Genomic DNA, 21,943 nt, shown 5'->3' on the forward strand with positions numbered 1-21,943 from the left:
CCCCTCACCTGTCGGAACGCCCCGAGGCCCTGACTCGGTTCCTGATGCGGGGTGCCGGATAGGCTCACAGATGTGAATTCCGGGACTTCGATGAGTCAACAGCAGCGGCGGCCTTGGATTGTCGGGGTGTCCGGCGCGTCGGGAACCCCGTTCGCCGCCTCGGTCCTGCGGGGGCTTCTGGCCGCCGGGGAGAGCGTGGACCTCGTGGTCAGCCGCGCCTCGCGGCTGACCCTGCTGGACGAGACCGGGATCGCCTTCCGGGACGCGCACTGGCGCGAGGACCTGCGCGGCTGGCTGGCGCGGGGTGCGGACGGGAAGCCGGACACCTTCGCGGTGAGCGAGGGCGACCTCGGCGGCGTACGGCACTGGGCGGCCGGTGATCTGGCGGCCGGGCCGTCCTCGGGGTCGTACCCGGCGAAGGGGATGCTGATCGTTCCGGCGTCGACGGCCTGTGTGGCCGGAGTGGCGCTGGGTCTGTCGAAGGACCTGCTCCAGCGGGCCGCGAGCGTGACGCTCAAGGAGCGGCGGAAGCTGGTCGTCGCGGTGCGCGAGACTCCGCTGAGTGGTCAGACGCTGAAGCACATGGTCGCGCTCGACGAGGCGGGCGCAGTGGTGCTGCCCGCCTCTCCGGCGTTCTACGCGGGTGCGACGCACATCCAGGATCTGGTGGACTTCGTCGCGGGGCGGGTGCTGGACGCGGCAGGGGTGCCGCACCAGCTCTACCGCCGCTGGGAGGGGGAGCTCGGTGGCTCCCGGTCCTGATGCTGCTCGCGAGGGACGCGGGTCAGCGCTTCTTGGGTGCGCGCGGGGTCCGGGCCTTGTCGATCCGGTACGCGGCGGCGGGCTGGTGGGCACGCGAGCGGTTGGCCAGGTCCTGCAGCTCGCGCATCCGGGCGTAGGCCATCTCGATCGTGTACACGGTGAAGTTCACTCCTGAAGATTCGAAAGCATTTCTTGGATGTTCTGAAAGATTTGCAGGGCTTGAAGCCTGCATGCCTTAGATTCTATACGTAAACTCGCGGTACTGCTGAACAATGGAAGGTTTCAGTCATATGGACGCGGTGGACAGGCAGCTCATCCAGGCCCTCAGGGAGAACGGCAGGGCCTCGTACGCCGAGCTGGGACGGCTCGTGGGGCTCTCCGGGCCCAGCGTCACCGACCGCATCAATCGGCTGGAAACCGCCGGTGTCATCACGGGCTACCGCGCCACCGTCGACTCCGCCTCGCTGGGGCTCGGGGTCACGGCGCTGATCGGCATCTCGCTCTCCGACGCCGCCGACCACGAGGACGTGGCGCACCGGCTGAAGGATCTGGCGGAGATCGAGGACTGCTGGTTCATCGCGGGCGACGACTCGTACATGCTCAAGGTCCGCGTCGGTGACGTGGACGGCCTGGAGAAGACGATCCGCAGGTTGAGCGGTACGAAGGGGGTCTCCCGGACGCGTACCACGATCGTGCTGTCCACGAAGTGGGAGAACCGGGTCGGGGAACTGCCTGAGGAGTCGTAGGCGTACGGTGGTCGGAGCCTGTTACACGGAGATATGGGAGGCGCCCTAGTGGACGCGGGACTCAAGCGCGAGCTGGAGGATAAGGTCCGGGCCGGCGAGCGGCTGACCCGCGAGGACGGGATCGCCCTCTACGAGTCCGACGACCTGGCGTGGCTCGGCGGACTGGCCCACGAGGTGCGCACGCGCAAGAACGGCGACGTCGTGCACTTCAACGTCAACCGTCACCTCAACATGACCAACGTGTGCACCGCGTCCTGCGCGTACTGCTCGTTCCAGCGCAAGCCGGGCGAGAAGGACGCGTACACGATGCGTATCGAGGAGGCCGTCCGCCTCGCCAAGGCGATGGAGAACGAGAACCTCACCGAGCTGCACATCGTCAACGGGCTGCACCCGACCCTCCCGTGGCGCTACTACCCGCGCTCGCTCAGCGCGCTGAAGGAAGCCCTGCCGAACGTGGGGCTCAAGGCGTTCACGGCGACGGAGATCCACCACTTCGAGACGATCTCGGGGCTCACCGCCTCGGAGATCCTCGACGAGCTGATCGAGGCCGGTCTGGAGTCGCTGACCGGCGGCGGCGCGGAGATCTTCGACTGGGAGGTCCGCCAGCACATCGTCGACCACGACACCCACTGGGAGGACTGGTCGCGCATCCACCGCCTCGCGCACGAGAAGGGGCTCAAGACCCCGGCGACGATGCTGTACGGGCACATCGAGGAGCCCCGTCACCGCGTCGACCACGTGCTGCGGCTGCGGGAGATGCAGGACGAGACCGGCGGTTTCCAGGTCTTCATCCCACTGCGCTACCAGCACGACTTCGTGGACATGAAGGACGGCAAGGTCCGCAACAAGCTCCAGGCGCGTACCACGATGGCGACGGGCGCGGAGGCGCTGAAGACCTTCGCGGTCTCGCGGCTCCTGTTCGACAACGTGCCGCACGTCAAGGTCTTCTGGGTGATGCACGGCGTGCAGACCGCCCAGCTCGCCCTGCAGCACGGCGCCGACGACATGGACGGCTCGGTCGTCGAGTACAAGATCACGCACGACGCGGACAACTACGGCACGCCGAACAAGCTCGGCCGTGACGATCTGCTGGACCTGATCCGTGACGCGGGCTTCCGGCCCGTGGAGCGGAACACCCGGTACGAGATCCTGCGTGAGTACCCGGGTCCGGACGCCGGCCGGCGCGAAGAGCCGCAGCCGATGCGCGTCTGACGTCCGCGCGCACCTGTTCCGTAGGAGAGCCCCGGCCGCCGACCGGGGCTTTCTCGCGTTTCGGACACCGTTTGAGGCGTCCGTGTGTAATGGTTAACATCGAGTTATGGCGCTTACATTCGAGCTGGACCCCGCCTTCGACCGGCCCCTGCACGACGGCATCACCGCGCTCTGGGCCGAGGTCACCGACTCGGGCGGCGCCGTCGGCTTCGTACCGCCCGCGAACCCCGGCGAGATCCGGTCCGAACTGCTCAAGCACCTCTCCGCGATCGCGGAGGGCCGCACCCGGCTCCTGGTCGGCTACGACGAGGACGGCCGCGTCGCCGCCACCGCCTTCCTCGCCCGCCCCACCCACCGGCTGATGACCCACTGGGTCCTCCTGCACACGGTGATGGTCCACCCGCGCCTCCAGGGGCGGGGTCTCGGCCGGGACCTGATGGCGGCGGCGGCCGACGCGGCCCGCGCGACCGACGGCGTCGAGGCCATCCGCCTCACCTGCCGGGGCGGTACCGGAGCCGACCGCTTCTACGCGTCCTGCGGCTACAAGGAGGTGGGCCGCGTGCCGGGCGCGATCCGGGTCGCCCCCGGCGACGACCGCGACGACATCACCATGCTGCTCCCGCTCTTTCCCGCGCCGCGCGGGGTGGACCCGGGAGCCCCCTGAACCACGTGAATTCGGGTCATGCTTCACTGGTCGGGCAGGTTCTGTGACGTGCCGTACGTAGAGAGAGGGTCAGCCGTGTCCGCTGCCAGGCCGAGCGCAACGATCCGGTACACCGCGTTGCGCCTGTTGATCTTCGTGGGCTGTTTCTTCGCCGCCGGTGTGGCCGTTCACTTCGGGGTGCTGCCGGCGGGGCTCAAGGGCTCCAACTTCATCTGGGTCATGCTGCTCGGCCTGCTGTTCTCGGCGCCGCTCAGCTACGTACTCCTGCGCAAGCAGCGCGACGAGATGTCCGAGCAGCTCGTCACCAAGGTCGACCGGACCAAGGCCCGCCTGGAGTCCAACCGGACCCGCGAGGACGCCGTCCAGTAGGACCGTCCGCAGACGCCTTCCGGCAGGGCCGCCGCGCAGGGGCCTCCTGCCACGTACCACCGGTAAGCGGAACGTAAGCTTCCTCACACTCGCGCCCCCGAGCGCACTCACGCCCCCGGAACCCCGGCCCGGAGCCACCGCTCCAGCGCTGGGGTTTCGCCGTTCCCGGGGGAGCCCGAGGGTGGCTCGGCGCGTCCTCTTACCAAAGAAGACCTTTGAGGTTCTCAAAGTACAAGTGTTAACGTGTTCGACATGAAGACAGCAGTGCGCCTCCGCCATGCCGCGAGCATTCCGCTCGTGGCGCGCCTGCATGTCGATCTCTGCCGCTGTATGTCCGCGGTCTGTTGCCGCAACGTCTGACCGGCATCATGCAGCGGCGCCGCCCTTGGCGCGGGCGCCGCACCCCCGTCCCCGTTCGACCGCACGACCGTGCGTCTGTCCTCGTACGTCCTGCGTCCCCACAGGAGTGTGTCCGTGTCCGCGAACTCCGCGTCCACCACCACCGGTACCGGTAAGTCCTCCGGCACCGGCACCGGTTTCCGCATACCCAAGGTCCCGTTCTGGGTCCAGATCGTCGCCGGTCTGGTCCTCGGTGTCCTCCTCGGCTGGCTCGCCCGCAGCCAGGACATCGACTGGCTCTACACCACGCTCGACCAGGTCGGCCACATCTTCGTCCAGCTGCTGAAGCTGGCCGTCGCGCCCCTCGTCTTCTTCGCGATCCTGGTGTCGATCACCAACCTGCGCAAGGTCAACAACGCCGCCAGGCTGGCCACCCGCACGCTGCTCTGGTTCATGATCACCTCGCTCATCGCCGTGGCCATCGGCCTCGCGATCGGTCTGATCACCAACCCGGGCTCGGGCACCGGCCTCACCCCCAAGGACGGCAAGCTCCCCGAGAGCAACGGTTCCTGGCTCGACTTCCTGACCGGGATCATCCCGACGGACGTCATCACGCCGTTCACTGAGCTGAACGTGCTGCAGATCGTCTTCATGGCCGCCGTCGCGGGTATCGCGGCGCTCCAGCTCGGTGACAAGGCCAAGCCGATCCTCGCCCTCAGCGAGTCGATCCTGGAGCTCCTCCAGAAGGCCCTGTGGTGGGTCATCCGCCTCGCCCCGCTCGGCACCGTCGGCCTCATCGGCTACGCGATCGCCGACTACGGCTGGGACCTGATCGGCAAGTACGCGACCTTCACCGCCGACGTCTACATCGGTTGCGCCCTGGTGATGTTCGGCGTCTACCCGCTGCTGCTCGCGACGGTCGCCAAGGTCAGCCCGCTCCAGTTCTTCAAGGGCGCCTGGCCCGCGATCCAGCTGGCCTTCGTCTCCCGCTCCTCGGTCGGCACGATGCCCGTCACCCAGAAGGTCACCGAGCGTCTCGGTGTCCCGAAGGAGTACGCGTCCTTCGCGGTGCCGTTCGGCGCCACCACGAAGATGGACGGCTGCGCCGCGATCTACCCGGCGCTGGCGGCGATCTTCATCGCGCAGATCTTCGACGTGCAGCTGGGCGTCGGCGACTACATCCTGATCGCGTTCGTCTCGGTCATCGGTTCGGCGGCCACCGCCGGCCTCACCGGTGCGACGGTCATGCTGACGCTGACCCTCTCGACGCTGGGCCTCCCGCTGGAGGGCGTCGGCCTGCTGCTGGCGATCGACCCGATCCTGGACATGATGCGCACCGCCACGAACGTGGCGGGACAGGCGCTGGTCCCGGTGATCGTCGCCTCCCGCGAGAAGATCCTCGACCACGACGCGTACAACTCGGCCTCGTCCTCCCCGGTCGACGAGATCGAGAACAGTGACGCCGATGCCGACGCCGACGCCGACGCCGACGTCGATGCCGGCCGCAAGGACGCCGTACCGGTCCCCGCCTAGGCGCCGAACGGCCAGTGGTGACAGCGAGTGCCCCGGATCAGCCGATCCGGGGCACTCGTGCGTCCGGCGCCGTCAGGGGCTGACGAACCGGACCTCCGGATTGCCGGGTGTCGGGCCGTCCAGGATCGGCCGGGGGATGCCGCGCAGGTGCTGGTCGAAGAAGGCCGCGACGTAGTCCCGGGTGATGGCGGTCGACCGCTCGCCGGAGATCGGTGTCCCGGGGTCCTCGATGCCCAGCTGCTGGGCGAGCGCCGGGATGTCGGTGAAGGAGAAGTGGCCCGAGCCGTCCACAGTCAGCCATCGCTTCCAGCCGTCCAGGGCCGGCCAGCCGCTGTCCCAGCTGTCGTCGCCGCCGGGGCTGTGGTCGGCGGTGGAGCCGAGCATCAGGAACGGCCGCCCGCCGAGACCGGATGCGGGGACCGGGTCGGCGAACGTGCCGTCCATGTTGATCCCGGCGCGCACGCGCGGGTCCGCGGCCATCGTCGACGCGGCGGCGTTGCCACCGATGGAGTGGCCGGCGACCCCGATCCGCTCGCGGTCGACGACACCGGCGCGGTGCCAGGACGGGTGGCGGCCGGTCAGCCGGTCGATGACGAACGAGAGGTCGGCGGCCCGGCCCTCGGACACCAGCTCCATACCCTCGGGCCCGGTCTCCCGGACCCGGTCACAGGCGACGCAGGTGAGCACCCGTCCGCCGGGGAACGCGGTGCCGGTCGACTCGTAGGCGTGGTCGACGGTCGCCACGACGTATCCACGGCTCGCCAGTTCCTCGGCGAGGCCGGTGAGGGTCGTGCGCGGCGTGGAGAAGCCGGGGGAGAGCACCACCAGCGGGAACCGGCCCCGGGCGGCGGGTGCGTGGCTGCGGGCGTGGGTGCGGGTGGTCGCGACGGTGGTGGCGTCGACGGTGTCCTCCAGGCCCTTGGCCGCCAGCAGCAGCCGGGCCTCCTCCGTCGTCATGTACGGCGCGGGCCTGCCGCCGGTGCCCGGGCGTGCGGGATAGGTGACGGACACCATCAGCTCCCGTGCGCCGGCTTCCGGGACCCAGGGGTCGCGGCGGCTCGTGTCGGTCAGGTGCAGGGTGTCGCGGCCGGTCGCGTACGGGCCGGTGGGGCGGGGCAGTTCGAGTAAGGAGGCGGAGGTGGGGGCGGCTTCGGCGGCCGGGGCCGCATCCCGTGCGGAGAGAGCTGTGGCGGCGGTGGCGGGCGTCGCGAGGAGCAGGGTCAGGGCGAGCGCCGTGACTGCCGCGCGGCTGCGGTGACTGGTCATGCGCGCAACGCTAGGACGGTGGCCGCGCGGCCGCATCGGCCCCAGGAGGTAGCGCGGTCTCCGACCGTGGGCGGACCGCGGGAGCCGGTTCTCCCCTAGGGCCTGTCGTTTGCCGCGTCGGGGGCGGCGGGGGTCGTCCGGGGGCATTGCGGCGGGCCGCTTTCGGCCAGGGGGGTGGCGCTGTGCGTACGACGGGTGCGGGACCCGCGACATACTCTTGCCGAGGAGTGGCACAGCCGGGGGTGGGAGGATTATGTCGTGGGTGTTGTGAAGAGCAAACGGATGCCACGCGCCGTGCGCGAGCAGCAGATGATGGATGCCGCGGTGCGGACGTTCGGGCAGCTCGGCTACCGGGCCGCGTCGATGGACGAGATCGCGGAGCTGGCCGGGGTGTCCAAGCCGCTGGTCTATCTGTACCTGAATTCCAAGGAGGAACTCTTCACCGCCTGTATCCGCCGCGAGGCGAAGTCGCTGGTGGAAGCGGTACAGGCAGGGGTGCAGCCCGGGCTGCCGGCCGACCGGCAACTGTGGGCCGGGCTGCGGGCGTTCTTCACGCACACGGCGGAGAACCCGGACGGCTGGGCGGTGTTGCACCGCCAGGCGCGGACGCACGGGGAGCCGTTCGCCACCGAGGTCGTGGTGATGCGGGACGAGATCGTTGCGTTCGTGACGGGTCTGATCGGGGCCGCGGCGCGCGAGGCGCACCACGATCCCGCCCTCCCGGACCGGGATGTCGCCGGGCTGGCGCAGGCGCTCGTGGGGGCCGCGGAGGCGCTGGCCGGGTGGGCGAACGACACCCCTGGGGTCTCGGCGAAGGAGGCCGCGGCCACCCTGATGAACTTCTCCTGGGCCGGCCTGGAGAACCTGATGAACGGCAGGCCCTGGCAGCCGGCGGGCTGAGCCGGGCGCCGGGGCCCTCCCTTCGGACCAGGTCCTACGGCGCGTCCCGGGTCGTCCTTCCGGTGAGGTGGACGCGGCCGGTGGCGTCGCGCAGCTCGAAGGCGCTGTCCGCACCGGTGCTGTCCGCCGCGTACGTCACGGTGGACGGCAGCAGGACGGGGGCCCTGAAGTCGGCCCGCACCTGCCGGACGCGGCCGGGCTCGCCGGCCTCGGCGAGGCAGCGGGCCACGGTCCACATGCCGTGCGCGATGGCCCGGGGGAAGCCGAACAGCCGGGCGGTGAGCGGATACAGGTGGATCGGGTTGCGATCGCCGGACACCGCGCCGTACCGCCGCCCGAGGTCTGCGGCCAGCGCCCACTCGGCGACGGCGGGCGGCGCGGTGGGCGGGGCCGGGGGTGGCGCCGTGGACTCCGCGCCGGGCGTGGTCGCGTGGCGGGAGAGGTAGCCGCTCCGCGACTCCCACACCAGCTCGCCCCCGAGCCGGGCCTCCGTCACCATCGTGACCTCGGTGCCCCGCCGGTGGGCGGTCAACTCCTCCGCGTACACAGTGAGTTCCAGCGGGTCCTGCGGCTGTGGGCTCCGGTGGCGGGTGATCTCGATCCAGGTGTGGACGAGCCCGACGACGGGCAGCGGGAAGTCCCGGTCCGTCATCAGCCGCATGAGCGGGGCGAAGCCCAGGACGTGGGGGTACGTGAGCGGCAGCGCGCCCGACTCGGAGAACCCGCAGATCCTGCTGTACGCGGCGAGGTGGCCGGGTGCCACGGGTGCGGGCGGGAGGGTGAGCCGGGTGGCGGGCAGCGCGCTGCCGGGCAGGCCGGGCCGCTTGAACGGGGACGTGACGGCTCCGCGTACGAGGGAGGCGATGGGGCTCGGCATCCGCGTCACGCCCCCAGCAGGCTCTGGCCGCACACCCGCAGGACCTGGCCGTTGACGGCGCTGGACCCGGGCTGTGCGAACCATGCCGTGGCCTCGGCGACGTCGACCGGAAGTCCGCCCTGGGAGAGGGAGTTCATACGGCGGCCCGCCTCGCGGATGAGGAAGGGCACCGCTGCCGTCATCCTGGTCTCGATGAAGCCGGGGGCGACCGCGTTGACCGTGACGCCGTGGTCGGCGGCTGCGCGCGGGGCGAGGGAGCGGACCAGGCCGATGATGCCCGCCTTGCTGGTGGCGTAGTTGGTCTGCCCGTTGTTGCCCGCGATCCCGGCGATGGAGGCGGTGGCGACGATCCGGCCGCCGCGGTTGAGCGTGCCCGCCTTGAGCAGGGCGTCGGTGGTGCGCAGCACGCTGTCGAGGTTGACCTCGATGACGGAGGCCCAGCGCTCTGCGGGCATGTTGGCGAGTCGCCGGTCGCGGGTGATGCCCGCGTTGTGGACCAGGACGTCGAGGCCGTCCGGGGCGACGGCCGCGATGCGGTCGGCGGCGTCGGGTGCGGTGATGTCCAGGGGGAGGGCCGTGGCACCGAACCGGTCGGCTGTGCGCTTGAGTTCGTCTCCCACCTGCGGCACGTCCAGACAGATCACCGTGGCCCCGTCCCGGGCGAGCACGGAGACGACCGCGGCGCCGATCCCGCGTGCGGCTCCGGTCACCAGGGCGGTGCGGCCGGTGAGCGGCGCGGCCCAGTCGGGGACCGGGCCCGGGGTGGCGGCGGTGAGCTCGATGACCTGGCCGCTGACGTACGCGGACTTGGGGGAGAGCAGGAAGCGGAGGGTGGATTCTGCGGCGGCCACGCCCTCGGCGCCGGAGGCGATCCGGAGCAACTGGACGGTGGAGCCCTTGCCGGCTTCCTTGCCCAGGGAGCGTACGAACCCTTCGAGTCCCTGTTGCGCCGCCGCCTGGTGGTGGTCGTCGGGGGAGGGCCGGGTGCCGAGGACGACGACACGGCCGCCCGGGGCGAGGGAACGTATGACGGGGTGGAGTGCCGCGTGCACGTCACCGAGTCCGGCGGCGGTGGTGACGGCCGTCGCGTCCACGACGATGCCGGCGGGGCGCTCGGTGCGGTCGGTGACCTTCGGGCCGGTCCTGCCCAGGAGTGCGCGGAGTTCGTCGCCGATCGCCGACGGGCCCGCGGTGAGGTGCAGCAACGAACCGTCGAGGGACGGGGTTTCCAGGGACCACCGTCGCAGGTGCGCCGGCTGCGGCAGGCCGAGCCTGCGGGTCAGGAATCGGCCGGGTGCTGTGCCGGTGACGTGCAGATAGCGGTCGGCCATTGTCCAGACTCCTGCTCAGTCGTAGATTTACTCCTAAGTAAGGTTACTCAGGAGTCAGGAGTAGGTCGAGATGTGCTGCCCGAGATCGATCGAGACGAGCTGGTCGCAGTGATCCCCCTGGCACTTCCGCAGCCGCGCCGGGTGGCGGTCATCGGCGGCAGCCGCATACCGTTCGCCCGCTCCGACGGACCGTACGCACAGGAGTCCAACCAGGACATGCTCACCGCCGCGCTCGACGGGCTGGTCGAGCGGTACGGCCTGGCGGGTCAGCAGGTCGGCGAGTTCGTCGCGGGCGCCGTCCTCAAGCACAGCCGGGACTTCAACCTGGCCCGGGAGACCGTCCTCGGCTCCGCCCTCGACCCGCGCACCCCCGCCTACGACATTCAGCAGGCGTGCGGCACCGGCCTCCAGGCCGTCATCGCCGCAGCCAACAAGATCGCGCTCGGTGCCGTCGACTCCGCGGTCGCGGGCGGCTCCGACACCACGAGCGACGCCCCCCTCGGCGTCAACGACGAGCTGCGCAGGCTCCTGCTGGCGGCCCGCCGCGCCAAGTCGGCGGGCGGCCGGATCAAAGCACTCGCGGGCGTACGGCCCCGGCACCTCGTCCCGGACATCCCGCGCAACGCCGAACCCCGCACCGGCCTCTCGATGGGGGAGCACGCCGCGGTCACCGCCCGCCGGTGGTCCGTGAGCCGGGAGGACCAGGACCTCCTGGCGGCCACCAGCCACCAGCGGCTCGCCGCCGCGTACGAGCGGGGCTTCCTGCACGACCTCGTGGTCCCGCACCGCGGTCTGGACCGCGACCAGAACCTCCGGCCCGGCTCGACGGTGCGGAAACTCGCCACGCTGAAGCCGGTGTTCGGCACCGACCACCCCGACGCGACGATGACGGCGGGCAACTCGACCCCGCTCACCGACGGGGCCGCCACGGTCCTGCTGGCGAGCGAGGAGTGGGCGGAGCGGCGCGGCCTGGAACCGCTCGCGTACCTCTCCCTCTACGAGACGGCGGCCGTCGACTACGTGAACGGCGAGGACGGGCTGCTGATGGCGCCCGCCCACGCCGTGCCCCGCCTGCTGGAACGCGCCGGCCTCACCATCGAGGACTTCGACCTGTTCGAGATCCACGAGGCGTTCGCCTCCCAGGTGCTGGCCACCCTCGCGGCCTGGGAGAAGCGGGGCCTCGCCCCCGTCGACCGGGACAAGCTCAACGTGGCGGGCTCCTCACTGGCGACCGGTCACCCGTTCGCGGCGACGGGAGCCAGGATCGTCGCCACGCTCGCCAAGCTCCTCGCGGAACGGGACGGGCCGGGCCGCGGCCTGATCTCGGTCTGTGCCGCGGGCGGCCAGGGCGTCACAGCCATCCTGGAACGCCCCTGACGGCCGCGCGGCCCACCGGGCCCGCCCCGCGATCGAGGACGAACCGGCCGCCGGACGGACCCGGCGACCATCCGCCCCACCCCGATGAGGAGCCGCACGTGCCGACGCCAGCCTCCGCACCCGCCACCCCTTCCCGCCCCGTCCTCGTCGAGCCGGCCAAGGTCAGGGCGGCCGACGGAACGGTACGAGAAGTCTCCGTACCCGCCTTCGCGCCGCCCGTCCGCCGCGGCTCGCTCGCCGAGATCCCCTTCGACAACGCCCGCGAGGCCCCCGGCGAGGCGGTGCTCAGCCGCAAGCAGCCCGACGACAGCTGGCAGGACGTCACGGCCGCCGTGTTCGCCGCCGAGGTGAACGCCGTCGCCAAGGGGCTGATCGCCGAAGGTCTCCAGGCCGGCGACCGGGTCGCGATCATGGCCCGTACGACGTACGAGTGGACCCTGCTCGACTTCGCGTCCTGGGCCGCGGGGCTGGTCACCGTGCCCATCTACCCGACCTCGTCGGCGTTTCAGGCGCGCTGGATACTCCAGGACGCCGGCGCCGTCGCCTGCGCCGTCGAGACGACCGAACAGGCCCGGCTGATCAGCCAGGAGCGCAAGCAGCTCGGAGATCTCACGCACCTGTGGCAGTTCGACACCGGGTCCATCGGCCGGCTCAAGGCCCTCGGCAAGGACGTGCCCGACGAAGCCGTCACCGCCCGCAGGGCCAGGCTCGAACCGGACACCCCCGCCACCCTCATCTACACCTCGGGCACCACGGGCCGCCCCAAGGGATGCGTCCTCACGCACGGCAACTTCTTCGCCGAGGTCGACAACGCCATCGAGCTGCTCCACCCGGTCTTCAAGTCCGTCTCCAAGTACCCGGCGTCCACGCTGCTCTTCCTCCCCCTCTCCCACGTCTTCGGCCGGATGGTCGCCATCGGCTGCCTACGGGCGAGGGTGCGGCTGGGGCACGCCCCCTCCATCAAGACCGAGGATCTGCTCGCCGACCTCGCGGGCTTCAAACCGTCGTTCCTGCTGGCCATCCCGTACGTGCTGGAGAAGGTCTACAACACCGGCCGGGCCACGGCCGAGAAGATGGGCCGCGCCTCGTCCTTCGACCGGGCCGCCCGCATCGCCCAGCGTTACGGGGAGGCGGTCGAGGCCGCGGAACACGGCACGGGCCCCGGCCCCGGACCCGGCCTGCGCATGGCCCGGGCCCTCTACGACCCCCTGGTCTACCGGCGCATCCGGGCCGCGCTCGGCGGGCACGTCCGGTACGCGATCTGCGGCGGCTCCCCGCTCGGCCACCGGCTCGCCGCGTTCTACGCGGGGGCGGGCATCGAGATCTTCGAGGGGTACGGCCTGACGGAGACCACCGCGGCCCACACGGTGACCCCGCCCCTCAAGCCCCGTCTCGGCACGGTGGGCTGGCCCCTGCCGGGTACCGCCGTGCGGATCGCGGACGACGGGGAGATCCTGCTGCGCGGCGGCCAGGTGTTCCAGGGCTACTGGGACGCCGGGCGGGGTACGGCGGTGCCGCATCTGGACGACGGCTGGTTCGCCACCGGTGACCTGGGCGCGCTCGACGAGGACGGCTACCTCACGATCACCGGCCGCAAGAAGGACATCATCATCACGACCGGCGGCAAGAACGTCACCCCCGCCCCGCTGGAGGACTGGCTGCGGGCCCATCCGCTGGTCAGTCAGTGCATGGTGGTCGGCGACAACCGGTCGTTCATCACCGCGCTGATCACCCTGGAACCGGACGGCCTCGCGCACTGGCGCCAGATGCGCAGGAAGCAGGACGTCCCGCTGCGGGACCTCGTGAACGACGAGGAGCTGCGTGCGGCGCTGCAACGCGCGGTGGACGAGGCGAACCGGCTGGTGTCGCGCGCGGAGTCGATCCGCAAGTTCACCGTCCTGCCGACGGACTTCACGGAGGAGAGCGGCCATCTGACGCCGTCCCTGAAGCTCAAGCGGACGGTGATCGAGGAGGACTTCCGGGCGGAGATCGAGGAGCTGTACCGCAAGTAGGGAGAAGTCCGGACTCCTTGTGGGCGGGCCCGGTCGGGCGGTGATCCGCTGAAACAGCCTTCCTCCCCGGCCGGGGAGGAAGGCTGTTGCCCTTTCAGGGCGCTCGCGCTCCGTACCGTCCCTTGCCTGATGGAGCGTCAGGTACGACGATGGCTCCCGCCTGTCATGTGACGGCACGTCAGATCAGTCCGCCGGGTCAGCCGGGTCAGCCAGTGGAAGGAGGCCGGTCGGTGCCGATACTGTCCGCCGGGCCGCTGTCGTACGGGATGCAGCTGCCGATCCAGTCGCAGAGCACCATCTACGCGGAGGGGTGGGAGGCCGGAGCCACCCCCGCCGATCTCGCCGTGATCGCCCGCACCGCCGACCGGGCCGGGTTCGCGTACCTGGCGTGTTGCGATCACGTCGGTGTGCCGCCGCGGCTCGCCGAGGCCATGAGTACGGTCTGGTACGACCCCGTGGCCACCCTGTCGTTCCTGGCGGGGGTCACCGAGCGGGTCCTGCTCATGAGTCATGTCGCCGTCGTCGGGCTGCGGCATCCGCTGGTCACCGCCAAGCAGTACGCCACGCTCGACCACCTCAGCGGCGGGCGGCTGATTCTCGGGGTCGGGGCCGGGCACGTGCGCGAGGAGTTCGAGGCGCTCGGCGTGGACTTCGACGGGCGCGGAGGGCTGCTCGACGAGAGCGTCGACGCGCTGAAGGCAGCGCTCGGGCAGGCGGAGTATCCGGAGTTCGCAGGGGAACGGTTCACCTTCGGCGGGCTGGGGCAGCTGCCGCGCCCCGTGCAGGAGCGGGTGCCCGTCTGGGTGGGCGGGTCCTCGCCCGCCGCCGTCCGGCGCGCGGCCGTGCGTGGTGACGGATGGCTGCCGCAGGGCGACCCCAGGAGCAGGCTTCCCGCGCAGATCGCCCGGCTGCTCGCCCTGCGCGAGGAGGCCGGGGTCGAGGAGCCGATCGTCGTCGGGGCCATCACCGAGCCGCTGTACGTGGGGGAGCCGGACTGGGCCGTCGGCAGGCGCGCCCTCACCGGGAAGCCGGAGGTGATCGCCGAGTCGCTGCGGGAGTACGCGGCGATGGGCGTGCACCAGATCCAGGTGCGGTTCCGCAGCCGGAGCCGTGACGAACTGACCGACCAGATGGCGGCGTTCGCCGCCGGGGTCGCACCTCATCTCGACAGGTAGGGAGACCGGGCCATGGGCAAGCTGGACGGGCGCGTCGTGCTCATCAGCGGGGCGGCGCGCGGGCAGGGCGAGCAGGAGGCGCGGCTCTTCGTCGCGGAAGGGGCGCGGGTGGTGATCGCCGACGTGCTCGACGAGCAGGGGGAGGCGCTGGCGAAGGAGCTGGGGGAGGACGCCGCGCGGTTCGTGCATCTGGATGTGAGCCGGGAGGAGGAGTGGCGAGCCGCCGTCGAGGAGGCGAAGGGCGCCTTCGGAAAGATCGACGGGCTGGTCAACAACGCGGGGATCCTGCGCTTCAACGAGCTGGTGAACACGCCGCTGGCGGAGTTCCAGCAGATCGTGCAGGTCAACCAGGTCGGGGCGTTCCTGGGGATCAGGACCGTCGCCCCGGAGATCGAGGCCGCGGGCGGCGGGACGATCGTCAACACGGCCTCGTACACGGGGCTCACCGGCATGGCCTTCGTGGGCGCCTACGCCGCCACCAAGCACGCGGTCGTCGGGCTGACGAAGGTGGCGGCGCTGGAGCTGGCGGCCAAGGGTATCCGGGTCAACGCCGTGTGCCCCGGCGCCGTGGACACCCCGATGACCAATCCGTCGGCGCTGGACCCGGCGGCCGACCCGGCGGAGACCGGGGCGGCGGTGGCCGAGCTGTACCGCAAGCTCGTGCCGCTCGGGCGGATCGGGCGGCCGGAGGAGGTGGCGGCGCTCGCGCTGTTCCTGAGCTCCGCGGACTCCTCGTACATCACCGGGCAGCCGTTCGTGATCGACGGGGGCTGGCTGGCCGGGGTCAGCCTCTTCTGACGATGTGTCAGCTATTGACGGGTCGGACCGCCGGTGGAACAGTCGGTCGCATCGTGAACTGACGGTGTGTCAGAAATGATTGAGGACGGTGAACCTCCGTGGAATTCGGGCTCTTTGTGCAGGGGTACGTGCCTGCCGCGCGCGCCAAGGTCGATCCCGAGGCAGAGCACAAGGCACTGATCGAGGAGACCGAGTACGTCATCCAGGCGGACAGGTCCGGCTTCAAGTACGCCTGGGCATCCGAGCACCACTTCCTGGAGGAGTACTCGCACCTCTCCGCCAACGACGTGTACCTGGGCTACCTCGCGCATGCCACCGACCGGATCCATCTGGGGTCGGGCATCTTCAACCCGCTCGCCCCCGTCAACCACCCGGTGAAGGTGGCCGAGAAGGTCGCCATGCTCGACCACCTCTCGGAGGGGCGCTTCGAGTTCGGTACGGGGCGGGGGGCCGGCAGCCACGAGATCCTGGGCTTCATGCCGGGCATCACCGACATGAACCACACCAAGGAAATCTGGGAAGAGACCATCGCCGAGTTCCCCAAGATGTGGCTCCAGGACGAGTACGTCGGCTTCCAGGGCAAGCACTGGTCGTTGCCGCCGCGCAAGATCCTGCCCAAGCCGTACGGGACGTCCCATCCGGCGATGTGGTACGCGGCCGGGTCGCCTTCCTCGTACGCCATGGCGGCCAGCAAGGGGCTCGGCGTGCTGGGCTTCAGCGTGCAGAAGGTCGCCGACATGGAGTGGGTCGTCGAGTCGTACAAGACGGCGGTGAAGGAGGCCCGGCCGGTCGGGGACTTCGTCAACGACAACGTGATGGTGACGTCCACGGCGATCTGCGCGGAGACGCACGCGAAGGCCGTGGAGATCGCGGTGAGCGGCGGACTGAACTACCTCCAGTCGCTGCTGTTCCGCTACCACGACACGTTCCCCCGGCCGGAGGGCGTGCCGGAGTGGCCGGAGCTGCTGCCGGAGTACTCCGAGGAGATCATCGAGCTGCTCATCGCGGAGGAGCTGATGATCTGCGGGGATCCGGACGAGGTGCTGAAGCAGTGCCGGCGGTGGGAGCAGGCGGGGGCGGACCAGCTGAGCTTCGGGCTGCCGATCGGGATCTCGCCCGAGGACACGATCAACTCGATCAAGCTGATCGGGGAGCACGTGATTCCGAAGATCGACACGGACCCGGTGCACCGGACCAGCCGCTTCCGGGCTTCGGCCGGGTCGTAGGCGGCGGGCTGCCCTTTCAAGCCCCGCCGGCGATTGCGGAGCGGGGGTCCGGGGGTGGAGAAGCCCCCGGTCACCGGCCGGGCGGCGTCTTCCCGGACCGTCGCCCCGGCCGCCGGGGTGCGTACCGCGGCCAACCCGTACGCACCCCGGCGGCACACCACCACGAAGGGACGCGTCATGCTCGACCACCTCATCCGCGGAGCGACCGTCGTGGACGGCACCGGCGCTCCCGAGTACACCGCCGACCTCGGCATCCGCGACGGCCGCATCGCCGTCATCGCCGAGCCGGGCACCCTCACCGAGGAAGCCGTCACCAGTGAGGACGCCACCGGGTTCGTGCTCGCACCCGGCTTCGTCGACCCGCACACGCACTACGACGCCCAGCTCTTCTGGGACCCGTACGCCACACCCTCCATGAACCACGGCGTCACCACCGTCGCCGGGGGCAACTGCGGGTTCACCCTCGCCCCGCTCCACCCGGACCGGCCCGAGGACGCCGACTACACGCGGCGCATGATGTCGCGGGTCGAAGGCATGGCCCTCGCCGCGCTCGAAGAGGGCGTCGACTGGACCTGGTCCGGCTTCGGGGAGTACCTCGACGCCCTCGAAGGCCGCATCGCCGTCAACGCGGGATTCATGGTCGGGCACTGCGCCCTGCGCCGCCACGTCATGGGCCCCGACGCGGTCGGCGGACAGCCCACCGCGCCGCAGCTGGCCGCCATGCTCGCGCTGCTCCACGACGCCATGGACGCCGGGGCCTGGGGCCTGTCCACCACCCAGTCGTCCACCCACGCCGACGGCGACGGACAGCCGGTCGCCTCCCGGCACGCGCTGCCCGAAGAGCTCCTCGCCCTCTCCCGGGCCGTCGGGGAGCACGAGGGCACCCAGCTCGAAGCGATCGTCGCGGGCTGCCTCGACCAGTTCTCCGACGAGGAGATCGAGCTGCTCGTCGACATGAGCGCCGCCGCGGGGCGGCCCCTCAACTGGAACGTCCTCACCATCGACGCCGCCGTCCCCGAACGCGTACCCCGCCAGCTGATACCCAGCGAACGGGCCCGCCGCGCGGGCGCCCGGATCGTCGCCCTCACCATGCCGATCCTCACCCCGATGAACATGTCGCTCGGTACCTTCTGCGCCCTCAACCTCATCCCCGGCTGGGGCGACATCCTCGCCCTCCCCGTCCCCGGGCGCATCGAGCGGCTGCGCGACGCAGGCACCCGTGCCGAGATGCTCCGCCGCGCCGACAGCAAGGAGGCCGGTGTCTTCCGCCGCCTCGCGCACTTCGGCCGGTACGTCATCGGGGACACGTACAGCGCGGCGAACGAGGGTCTCAGCGGACGCGTGGTCAAGGACATCGCCGCGGAGCGCGGTCTCGACCCCTTCCACTGCCTCGTCGAGATCTGCGCCGCCGACGACCTCCGTACGGTGCTGTGGCCCATGCCCTCCGACAACGACCCGGCCTCCTGGGCCCTGCGCCGGGAGACCTGGGAGCACGAGGACGTCCTGCTCGGCGGGTCCGACGCGGGCGCCCACCTGGACCGGATGTGCGGGGCGCCGTACACCACACGCTTCCTCGGCGACTGTCTGCGCGGGCGGAAGCTCCTGCCCCTGACCCGGGCCGTCAAGATGCTCACCGACGACCCCGCCCAGCTCTTCGGGCTGCGGGAGCGGGGCCGGGTGCAGGAGGGTTTCCACGCCGACCTCGTCCTCTTCGATCCCGCGCGCATCGACGCGGGCCCCGCCACGCTCGTCCACGACCTGCCTGGCGACAGCCCGCGACTTGACTCCAAGGCCATCGGCATCGTCTCCGTACGCGTCAACGGCGTCGAGACCCTGCGCGACGACAAGGTGACCGGCGCCGTCCCGGGCACGGTGCTCCGGTCCGGCCGCGACACCCGGACGGTGAGCACCGCATGAGCGGGACGAGGGAGAGGGCCCGGCGGCTGTTCGTCGGCGGGGAGTGGGTGGAGCCGGCCGACGGCTTCTACGAGGTGATCAATCCGGCCACCGAGGACGTCGTCGGACTGGCGCCGGAGGCGAGCCGCGCGCAGGTGTACGCGGCGGCCGCCGCCGCCCGCGAAGCCTTCGCCGCCTGGTCCCGCAGCCGCCCGGAGGACCGTGCCGCGATCCTCGGCCGGGCGGCCCGGATCATCCAGCGGGACGCCGCCGCCCACACCGCGCTGGCCTCGGCGGAGAGCGGCGCGACCACGGGTACCGCGGGCGGGATGCAGGTGGCGGTCGGCGCGGCCCGCTTCCGGCGGTACGCGAAGGGCGCGCTGGAGCCCGTCGAGGAGGCCGTGCCGCCGCAGATCAACGAGGCCGGGCCGATGGGGCGGGCCGGTGTCTTCGGCGCGCTCGCCGTCCGCCGGCCGGTCGGTGTGGTCACGTGCATCACCTCGTACAACAACCCCTGGGCCAACGCGGCGGGCAAGATCGCCCCCGCGCTCGCCATGGGCAACACGGTCCTGGTGAAACCGGCGCCACAGGACCCGCTCTCCGTCTACGCGATGGCCGCCGCGCTCGAAGAGGCGGGCATCCCGCCGGGCGTCGTCAACGTCGTCACGGGTTCAGGTCCCGGGGCGGGGGAGGCCGCCGTCGACTCACCCGATGTGGACATGGTCAGCTTCACCGGCTCGACCGCCGTCGGGCAGCGCATCGCCGGGGTGTGCGGGCGCTCGATGAAGCGGCAGCTGATGGAGCTGGGCGGCAAGGGCGCCGCGCTGGTCCTCGACGACGCCGATCTGGACTCGGCGGTGGCGGGCATCGGTACGACGTTCTCGTTCTACAGCGGTCAGATCTGTACGGCTCCGACGCGGGTGCTGGCGCAGCGCGGGGTCTACGGCGCGCTGGTCGAGAAGCTGGCCGCGTACGCGGGCCACCTGAAGGTCGGGGACCCGGCCGCGCGGGGCACCGTCGTCGGTCCGGTCATCTCCGCCGCCCACCGCGACCGCGTCGAGTCGTACATCGGGCTCGGCCGCGAGGAGGGGGCGCGAGTCGTCGCGGGCGGCGCCCGCCCCGCCGGTCTCGACCGCGGCTTCTACGTCGCCCCCACCCTGCTCGCCGACTGCACGAACGACATGCGCGTCGTACGGGAGGAGATCTTCGGCCCCGTCGTCGTGGTCGTCCCCTTCGACGACGAGGAGGAGGGCATCGCCCTCGCCAACGACAGCGACTACGGGCTCCTCGACTACGTCTGGTCCGGCGACGTCGCACGGGCCTTCCGGATCGCCGGGCGGCTGCGCGCGGGCGGGGTCGGCGTCAACACCATCGGCCGGAACATGGAGGCGCCGTTCGGCGGGTTCAAGCGGAGCGGCGTGGGACGGGACGTGGGTTCGTACGCCCTGCACGCGTACAGCGAGACGCAGGCGATCGTCTGGCCGGGCTGAGCGCACGAGGGTCATGGGGGCAGGGCCGTGGCGATACGCGGCGCCCGTGGCTGGTCGCCGTGCGGACAGCCACGGGAAACTTTTGAACCGGGATGAAACGGACAGTGCTGCGGTTCTCGTACGAGCCCATGACGGCCCGTGGGTCATTCATCCAGAGGCTCAGGCTTATTCGTGCCTTGATTTCATCAAGCTGTAAGCCGCTCTTCACATTCAATCAAAGGGTGAGACGGTGGAGTCTCACCCTCCGGATATGGATATCGCAGCGCATAACGTCCTCTGCATGACTCAGCTGGACGCGCGGCCACAGGCCGGAGACACGGTACGGGGAACGACCCCTGCCGACGGCGGGGTACGCGGCAAGGGCCTCGGTGGCGACTCCGTGGGTCTGATGGGCAGCGCCGTCATCGGCGTCTCCACCGTCGCCCCCGTGTACTGCCTGACCTCCACGCTCGGCTCCACCGCCGGAGAGGTCGGCGTGCAGATGCCCGCCGTCTTCCTCGCGGGCTTCCTGCCGATGCTGCTGGTCGCCTTCGCGTACCGCGAGCTCAACCGGGCCATGCCCGACTGCGGCACGTCCTTCACCTGGACGGTGAAGGCGTTCGGCCCGCGCGTCGGCTGGATGTGCGGCTGGGGCCTGGTCATCGCGACGATCATCGTCCTGTCGAACCTGGCGGGCGTCGCCACCTCGTACTTCTGGCTCCTGGCGGGCGAGATCTCCGGCAGCGCCTCGGTCGCCGCCCTGGACGACAGCAAGCCGGTCCACATCCTCACCTGCCTGGTCCTGATCGCCGTCGCCACGGCGATCAGCTATCGCGGGATGACGGCGACGAAGGGCATCCAGTACGCCCTGGTCGGCCTCCAGCTCGTGGTCCTCGCCGTCTTCGTGGTGATGGCCTTCCAGAAGGCCGGCAGCGGCACGTTCGACACGGGGCTGGACTTCTCCTGGTCCTGGATGAACCCGTTCGCCGTCCAGTCATTCGCCGCCTTCACGGCCGGTCTCTCGCTCTCGATCTTCATGTACTGGGGCTGGGACGCCTGCATGACGACGAACGAGGAGACCGTCGGCAGCGCGAAGACCCCCGGCCGCGCCGCCCTGATCGCGATGGTCGTCCTCGTCGGCTCGTACCTGGCCACCGGCATCGCCGCCCAGATGATGGTCGGTTCCGGCGACGAGGGCCTCGGCCTCGCCAACCCGGAGACCTCCGACAACGTCTTCGCCGCGCTCGCGGGCCCGGTCATGGGCCCCGGCCTCGGCATCCTGCTCTTCGTCGCGGTCCTCGCGTCGGCCGCGGCCAGCCTGCAGACCACGTTCATCCCGGTGGCCCGCACGGTGCTGGCGATGTCCTCGTACGAGGCACTGCCCGCCTCCTACGCCAAGGTCCACCCGCGCTTCAAGACCCCGGGCCGCGCGACGGTCACGGCGGGCGTGGCGACCGGCACGTTCTACACGGTCATGACGCTGGTCAGCGAGAACGTCCTCGTCGACACGATCTACGCGCTCGGGCTCATGATCTGCTTCTACTACTCGATCACGGCGTTCGCCTGCGCCTGGTACTTCCGCCGCGAGCTGTTCCGCTCCGGCCGCGACTTCGTCTACAAGGGTCTGTGCCCGGTCCTCGGCGGCGTGCTGCTGACCGCGGTCTTCGGCAAGACCCTGTACGACATGTGGGACCCGGCGTACGGCTCCGGCTCCTCCGTCCTGGGCGTCGGATCGGTCTTCGTCATCGCCGTCGGACTACTGCTGCTCGGCGGGGTCCTGATGGTCGTGATGCAGCGCCGCAGCCCCGCGTTCTTCCGCGGCGAGGTGCTGACCCGGGAGACCCCGGCGCTGGTGGTCGCGGACTGAACGACGACTGCCGGGCCGACGGTCGGCGGCCCGGCAGTCGTGGGGGCCGGGGGCCGCCCCCCCGGCCGGGGCGCGGGGGGCGGCCCGGACCCACCGGGGTGTCACCCGGCCTGGGGGGGGCCCC

General features: G+C 71.0%; 19 protein-coding genes. 15 read left to right on the forward strand and 4 right to left on the reverse strand.

Annotation, left to right across the window (positions count from 1 at the left end; translation table 11 throughout):
* Nucleotides 1–90: 90 nt before the first annotated feature.
* On the forward strand, nt 91–762 hold the full coding sequence (locus ACFWSK_RS15615) for a UbiX family flavin prenyltransferase (RefSeq protein WP_383785747.1): 672 nt from the start codon (nt 91–93) through the stop codon (nt 760–762).
* Nucleotides 763–784: 22 nt separating this feature from the next.
* Here ACFWSK_RS15615 and ACFWSK_RS15620 read toward each other — a convergent pair whose 3' ends face one another.
* Nucleotides 785–931, reverse strand: a complete 147-nt coding sequence (locus ACFWSK_RS15620; RefSeq protein ID WP_383785514.1) for a hypothetical protein — start codon at nt 929–931, stop codon at nt 785–787.
* Between the two features lie 121 nt (nt 932–1,052).
* Between ACFWSK_RS15620 and ACFWSK_RS15625 the strand changes: the two genes are divergently transcribed.
* From ACFWSK_RS15625 to ACFWSK_RS15645, 5 genes are all read left to right on the forward strand, one after another.
* Nucleotides 1,053–1,508: an Lrp/AsnC family transcriptional regulator gene (locus ACFWSK_RS15625; protein ID WP_030803885.1), complete on the forward strand. Its 456-nt coding sequence runs from the start codon at nt 1,053–1,055 to the stop codon at nt 1,506–1,508.
* 48 nt (nt 1,509–1,556) lie between these two features.
* A complete protein-coding gene (gene mqnE / locus ACFWSK_RS15630; RefSeq protein ID WP_383785750.1) occupies nt 1,557–2,720 on the forward strand; it encodes an aminofutalosine synthase MqnE in 1,164 nt (387 codons plus the stop codon).
* A gap of 106 nt (nt 2,721–2,826) precedes the next feature.
* Nucleotides 2,827–3,384 carry a GNAT family N-acetyltransferase gene (locus ACFWSK_RS15635; RefSeq protein WP_383785517.1) on the forward strand — a complete coding sequence of 186 codons (558 nt, stop codon included), beginning with the start codon at nt 2,827–2,829 and terminating at the stop codon, nt 3,382–3,384.
* A 75-nt stretch (nt 3,385–3,459) separates the two neighbouring features.
* On the forward strand, nt 3,460–3,753 hold the full coding sequence (locus tag ACFWSK_RS15640) for a DUF4229 domain-containing protein (RefSeq protein ID WP_383785520.1): 294 nt from the start codon (nt 3,460–3,462) through the stop codon (nt 3,751–3,753).
* Nucleotides 3,754–4,227: 474 nt separating this feature from the next.
* Nucleotides 4,228–5,625 carry a dicarboxylate/amino acid:cation symporter gene (locus ACFWSK_RS15645; protein WP_383785523.1) on the forward strand — a complete coding sequence of 466 codons (1,398 nt, stop codon included), beginning with the start codon at nt 4,228–4,230 and terminating at the stop codon, nt 5,623–5,625.
* A gap of 72 nt (nt 5,626–5,697) precedes the next feature.
* Here ACFWSK_RS15645 and ACFWSK_RS15650 read toward each other — a convergent pair whose 3' ends face one another.
* On the reverse strand, nt 5,698–6,891 hold the full coding sequence (locus ACFWSK_RS15650) for an alpha/beta hydrolase family protein (RefSeq protein WP_383785525.1): 1,194 nt from the start codon (nt 6,889–6,891) through the stop codon (nt 5,698–5,700).
* A gap of 282 nt (nt 6,892–7,173) precedes the next feature.
* Between ACFWSK_RS15650 and ACFWSK_RS15655 the strand changes: the two genes are divergently transcribed.
* Nucleotides 7,174–7,791 (forward strand): TetR/AcrR family transcriptional regulator, encoded by a 618-nt coding sequence (locus ACFWSK_RS15655; protein ID WP_383785753.1) that lies wholly within the window; start codon nt 7,174–7,176, stop codon nt 7,789–7,791.
* Between the two features lie 34 nt (nt 7,792–7,825).
* Here ACFWSK_RS15655 and ACFWSK_RS15660 read toward each other — a convergent pair whose 3' ends face one another.
* A complete protein-coding gene (locus tag ACFWSK_RS15660; RefSeq protein WP_383785528.1) occupies nt 7,826–8,668 on the reverse strand; it encodes a MaoC/PaaZ C-terminal domain-containing protein in 843 nt (280 codons plus the stop codon).
* 5 nt (nt 8,669–8,673) lie between these two features.
* Nucleotides 8,674–9,999, reverse strand: coding sequence for a 3-oxoacyl-ACP reductase (locus ACFWSK_RS15665; protein WP_383785530.1), 1,326 nt, complete (start codon nt 9,997–9,999; stop codon nt 8,674–8,676).
* 99 nt (nt 10,000–10,098) lie between these two features.
* On the opposite strand from ACFWSK_RS15665, the gene ACFWSK_RS15670 reads away from it, so the two are divergent.
* From ACFWSK_RS15670 to ACFWSK_RS15705, 8 genes are all read left to right on the forward strand, one after another.
* Nucleotides 10,099–11,376, forward strand: coding sequence for an acetyl-CoA C-acetyltransferase (locus tag ACFWSK_RS15670; protein ID WP_383785756.1), 1,278 nt, complete (start codon nt 10,099–10,101; stop codon nt 11,374–11,376).
* A gap of 98 nt (nt 11,377–11,474) precedes the next feature.
* Nucleotides 11,475–13,388 (forward strand): AMP-dependent synthetase/ligase, encoded by a 1,914-nt coding sequence (locus tag ACFWSK_RS15675; protein WP_383785533.1) that lies wholly within the window; start codon nt 11,475–11,477, stop codon nt 13,386–13,388.
* 266 nt (nt 13,389–13,654) lie between these two features.
* Nucleotides 13,655–14,563, forward strand: a complete 909-nt coding sequence (locus ACFWSK_RS15680) for an LLM class F420-dependent oxidoreductase (protein ID WP_383785759.1) — start codon at nt 13,655–13,657, stop codon at nt 14,561–14,563.
* A gap of 12 nt (nt 14,564–14,575) precedes the next feature.
* On the forward strand, nt 14,576–15,361 hold the full coding sequence (locus ACFWSK_RS15685; RefSeq protein ID WP_383785535.1) for an SDR family NAD(P)-dependent oxidoreductase: 786 nt from the start codon (nt 14,576–14,578) through the stop codon (nt 15,359–15,361).
* 98 nt (nt 15,362–15,459) lie between these two features.
* Complete coding sequence (locus ACFWSK_RS15690) at nt 15,460–16,587, forward strand: LLM class flavin-dependent oxidoreductase (protein WP_383785538.1); 1,128 nt, start codon at nt 15,460–15,462, stop codon at nt 16,585–16,587.
* Nucleotides 16,588–16,764: 177 nt separating this feature from the next.
* On the forward strand, nt 16,765–18,504 hold the full coding sequence (locus tag ACFWSK_RS15695; RefSeq protein ID WP_383785762.1) for an amidohydrolase family protein: 1,740 nt from the start codon (nt 16,765–16,767) through the stop codon (nt 18,502–18,504).
* On the forward strand, nt 18,501–19,973 hold the full coding sequence (locus ACFWSK_RS15700) for an aldehyde dehydrogenase family protein (RefSeq protein WP_383785540.1): 1,473 nt from the start codon (nt 18,501–18,503) through the stop codon (nt 19,971–19,973). The genes ACFWSK_RS15695 and ACFWSK_RS15700 overlap by 4 nt, the downstream gene beginning before the upstream one ends.
* Nucleotides 19,974–20,253: 280 nt before the next feature.
* Complete coding sequence (locus ACFWSK_RS15705) at nt 20,254–21,819, forward strand: APC family permease (protein ID WP_383785542.1); 1,566 nt, start codon at nt 20,254–20,256, stop codon at nt 21,817–21,819.
* Nucleotides 21,820–21,943 lie beyond the last annotated feature (124 nt).

The organism is Streptomyces sp. NPDC058620 (genome assembly GCF_042717135.1).
In the GTDB taxonomy this organism is placed as follows: Bacteria; Actinomycetota; Actinomycetes; order Streptomycetales; family Streptomycetaceae; genus Streptomyces.

Excerpts from the sequence above, each read along its gene's own strand:
- ACFWSK_RS15615 (WP_383785747.1), top strand. The coding sequence starts at position 91 with ATGAGTCAACAGCAGCGGCGGCCTTGGATTGTCGGGGTGTCCGGCGCG.
- ACFWSK_RS15625 (WP_030803885.1), top strand. The coding sequence starts at position 1,053 with ATGGACGCGGTGGACAGGCAGCTCATCCAGGCCCTCAGGGAGAACGGC.
- ACFWSK_RS15635 (WP_383785517.1), top strand. The coding sequence starts at position 2,827 with ATGGCGCTTACATTCGAGCTGGACCCCGCCTTCGACCGGCCCCTGCAC.
- ACFWSK_RS15650 (WP_383785525.1), bottom strand. The coding sequence starts at position 6,891 with ATGACCAGTCACCGCAGCCGCGCGGCAGTCACGGCGCTCGCCCTGACC.
- ACFWSK_RS15655 (WP_383785753.1), top strand. The coding sequence starts at position 7,174 with ATGCCACGCGCCGTGCGCGAGCAGCAGATGATGGATGCCGCGGTGCGG.
- ACFWSK_RS15660 (WP_383785528.1), bottom strand. The coding sequence starts at position 8,668 with ATGCCGAGCCCCATCGCCTCCCTCGTACGCGGAGCCGTCACGTCCCCG.
- ACFWSK_RS15665 (WP_383785530.1), bottom strand. The coding sequence starts at position 9,999 with ATGGCCGACCGCTATCTGCACGTCACCGGCACAGCACCCGGCCGATTC.
- ACFWSK_RS15680 (WP_383785759.1), top strand. The coding sequence starts at position 13,655 with ATGCAGCTGCCGATCCAGTCGCAGAGCACCATCTACGCGGAGGGGTGG.
- ACFWSK_RS15685 (WP_383785535.1), top strand. The coding sequence starts at position 14,576 with ATGGGCAAGCTGGACGGGCGCGTCGTGCTCATCAGCGGGGCGGCGCGC.
- ACFWSK_RS15695 (WP_383785762.1), top strand. The coding sequence starts at position 16,765 with ATGCTCGACCACCTCATCCGCGGAGCGACCGTCGTGGACGGCACCGGC.
- ACFWSK_RS15700 (WP_383785540.1), top strand. The coding sequence starts at position 18,501 with ATGAGCGGGACGAGGGAGAGGGCCCGGCGGCTGTTCGTCGGCGGGGAG.
- ACFWSK_RS15705 (WP_383785542.1), top strand. The coding sequence starts at position 20,254 with ATGACTCAGCTGGACGCGCGGCCACAGGCCGGAGACACGGTACGGGGA.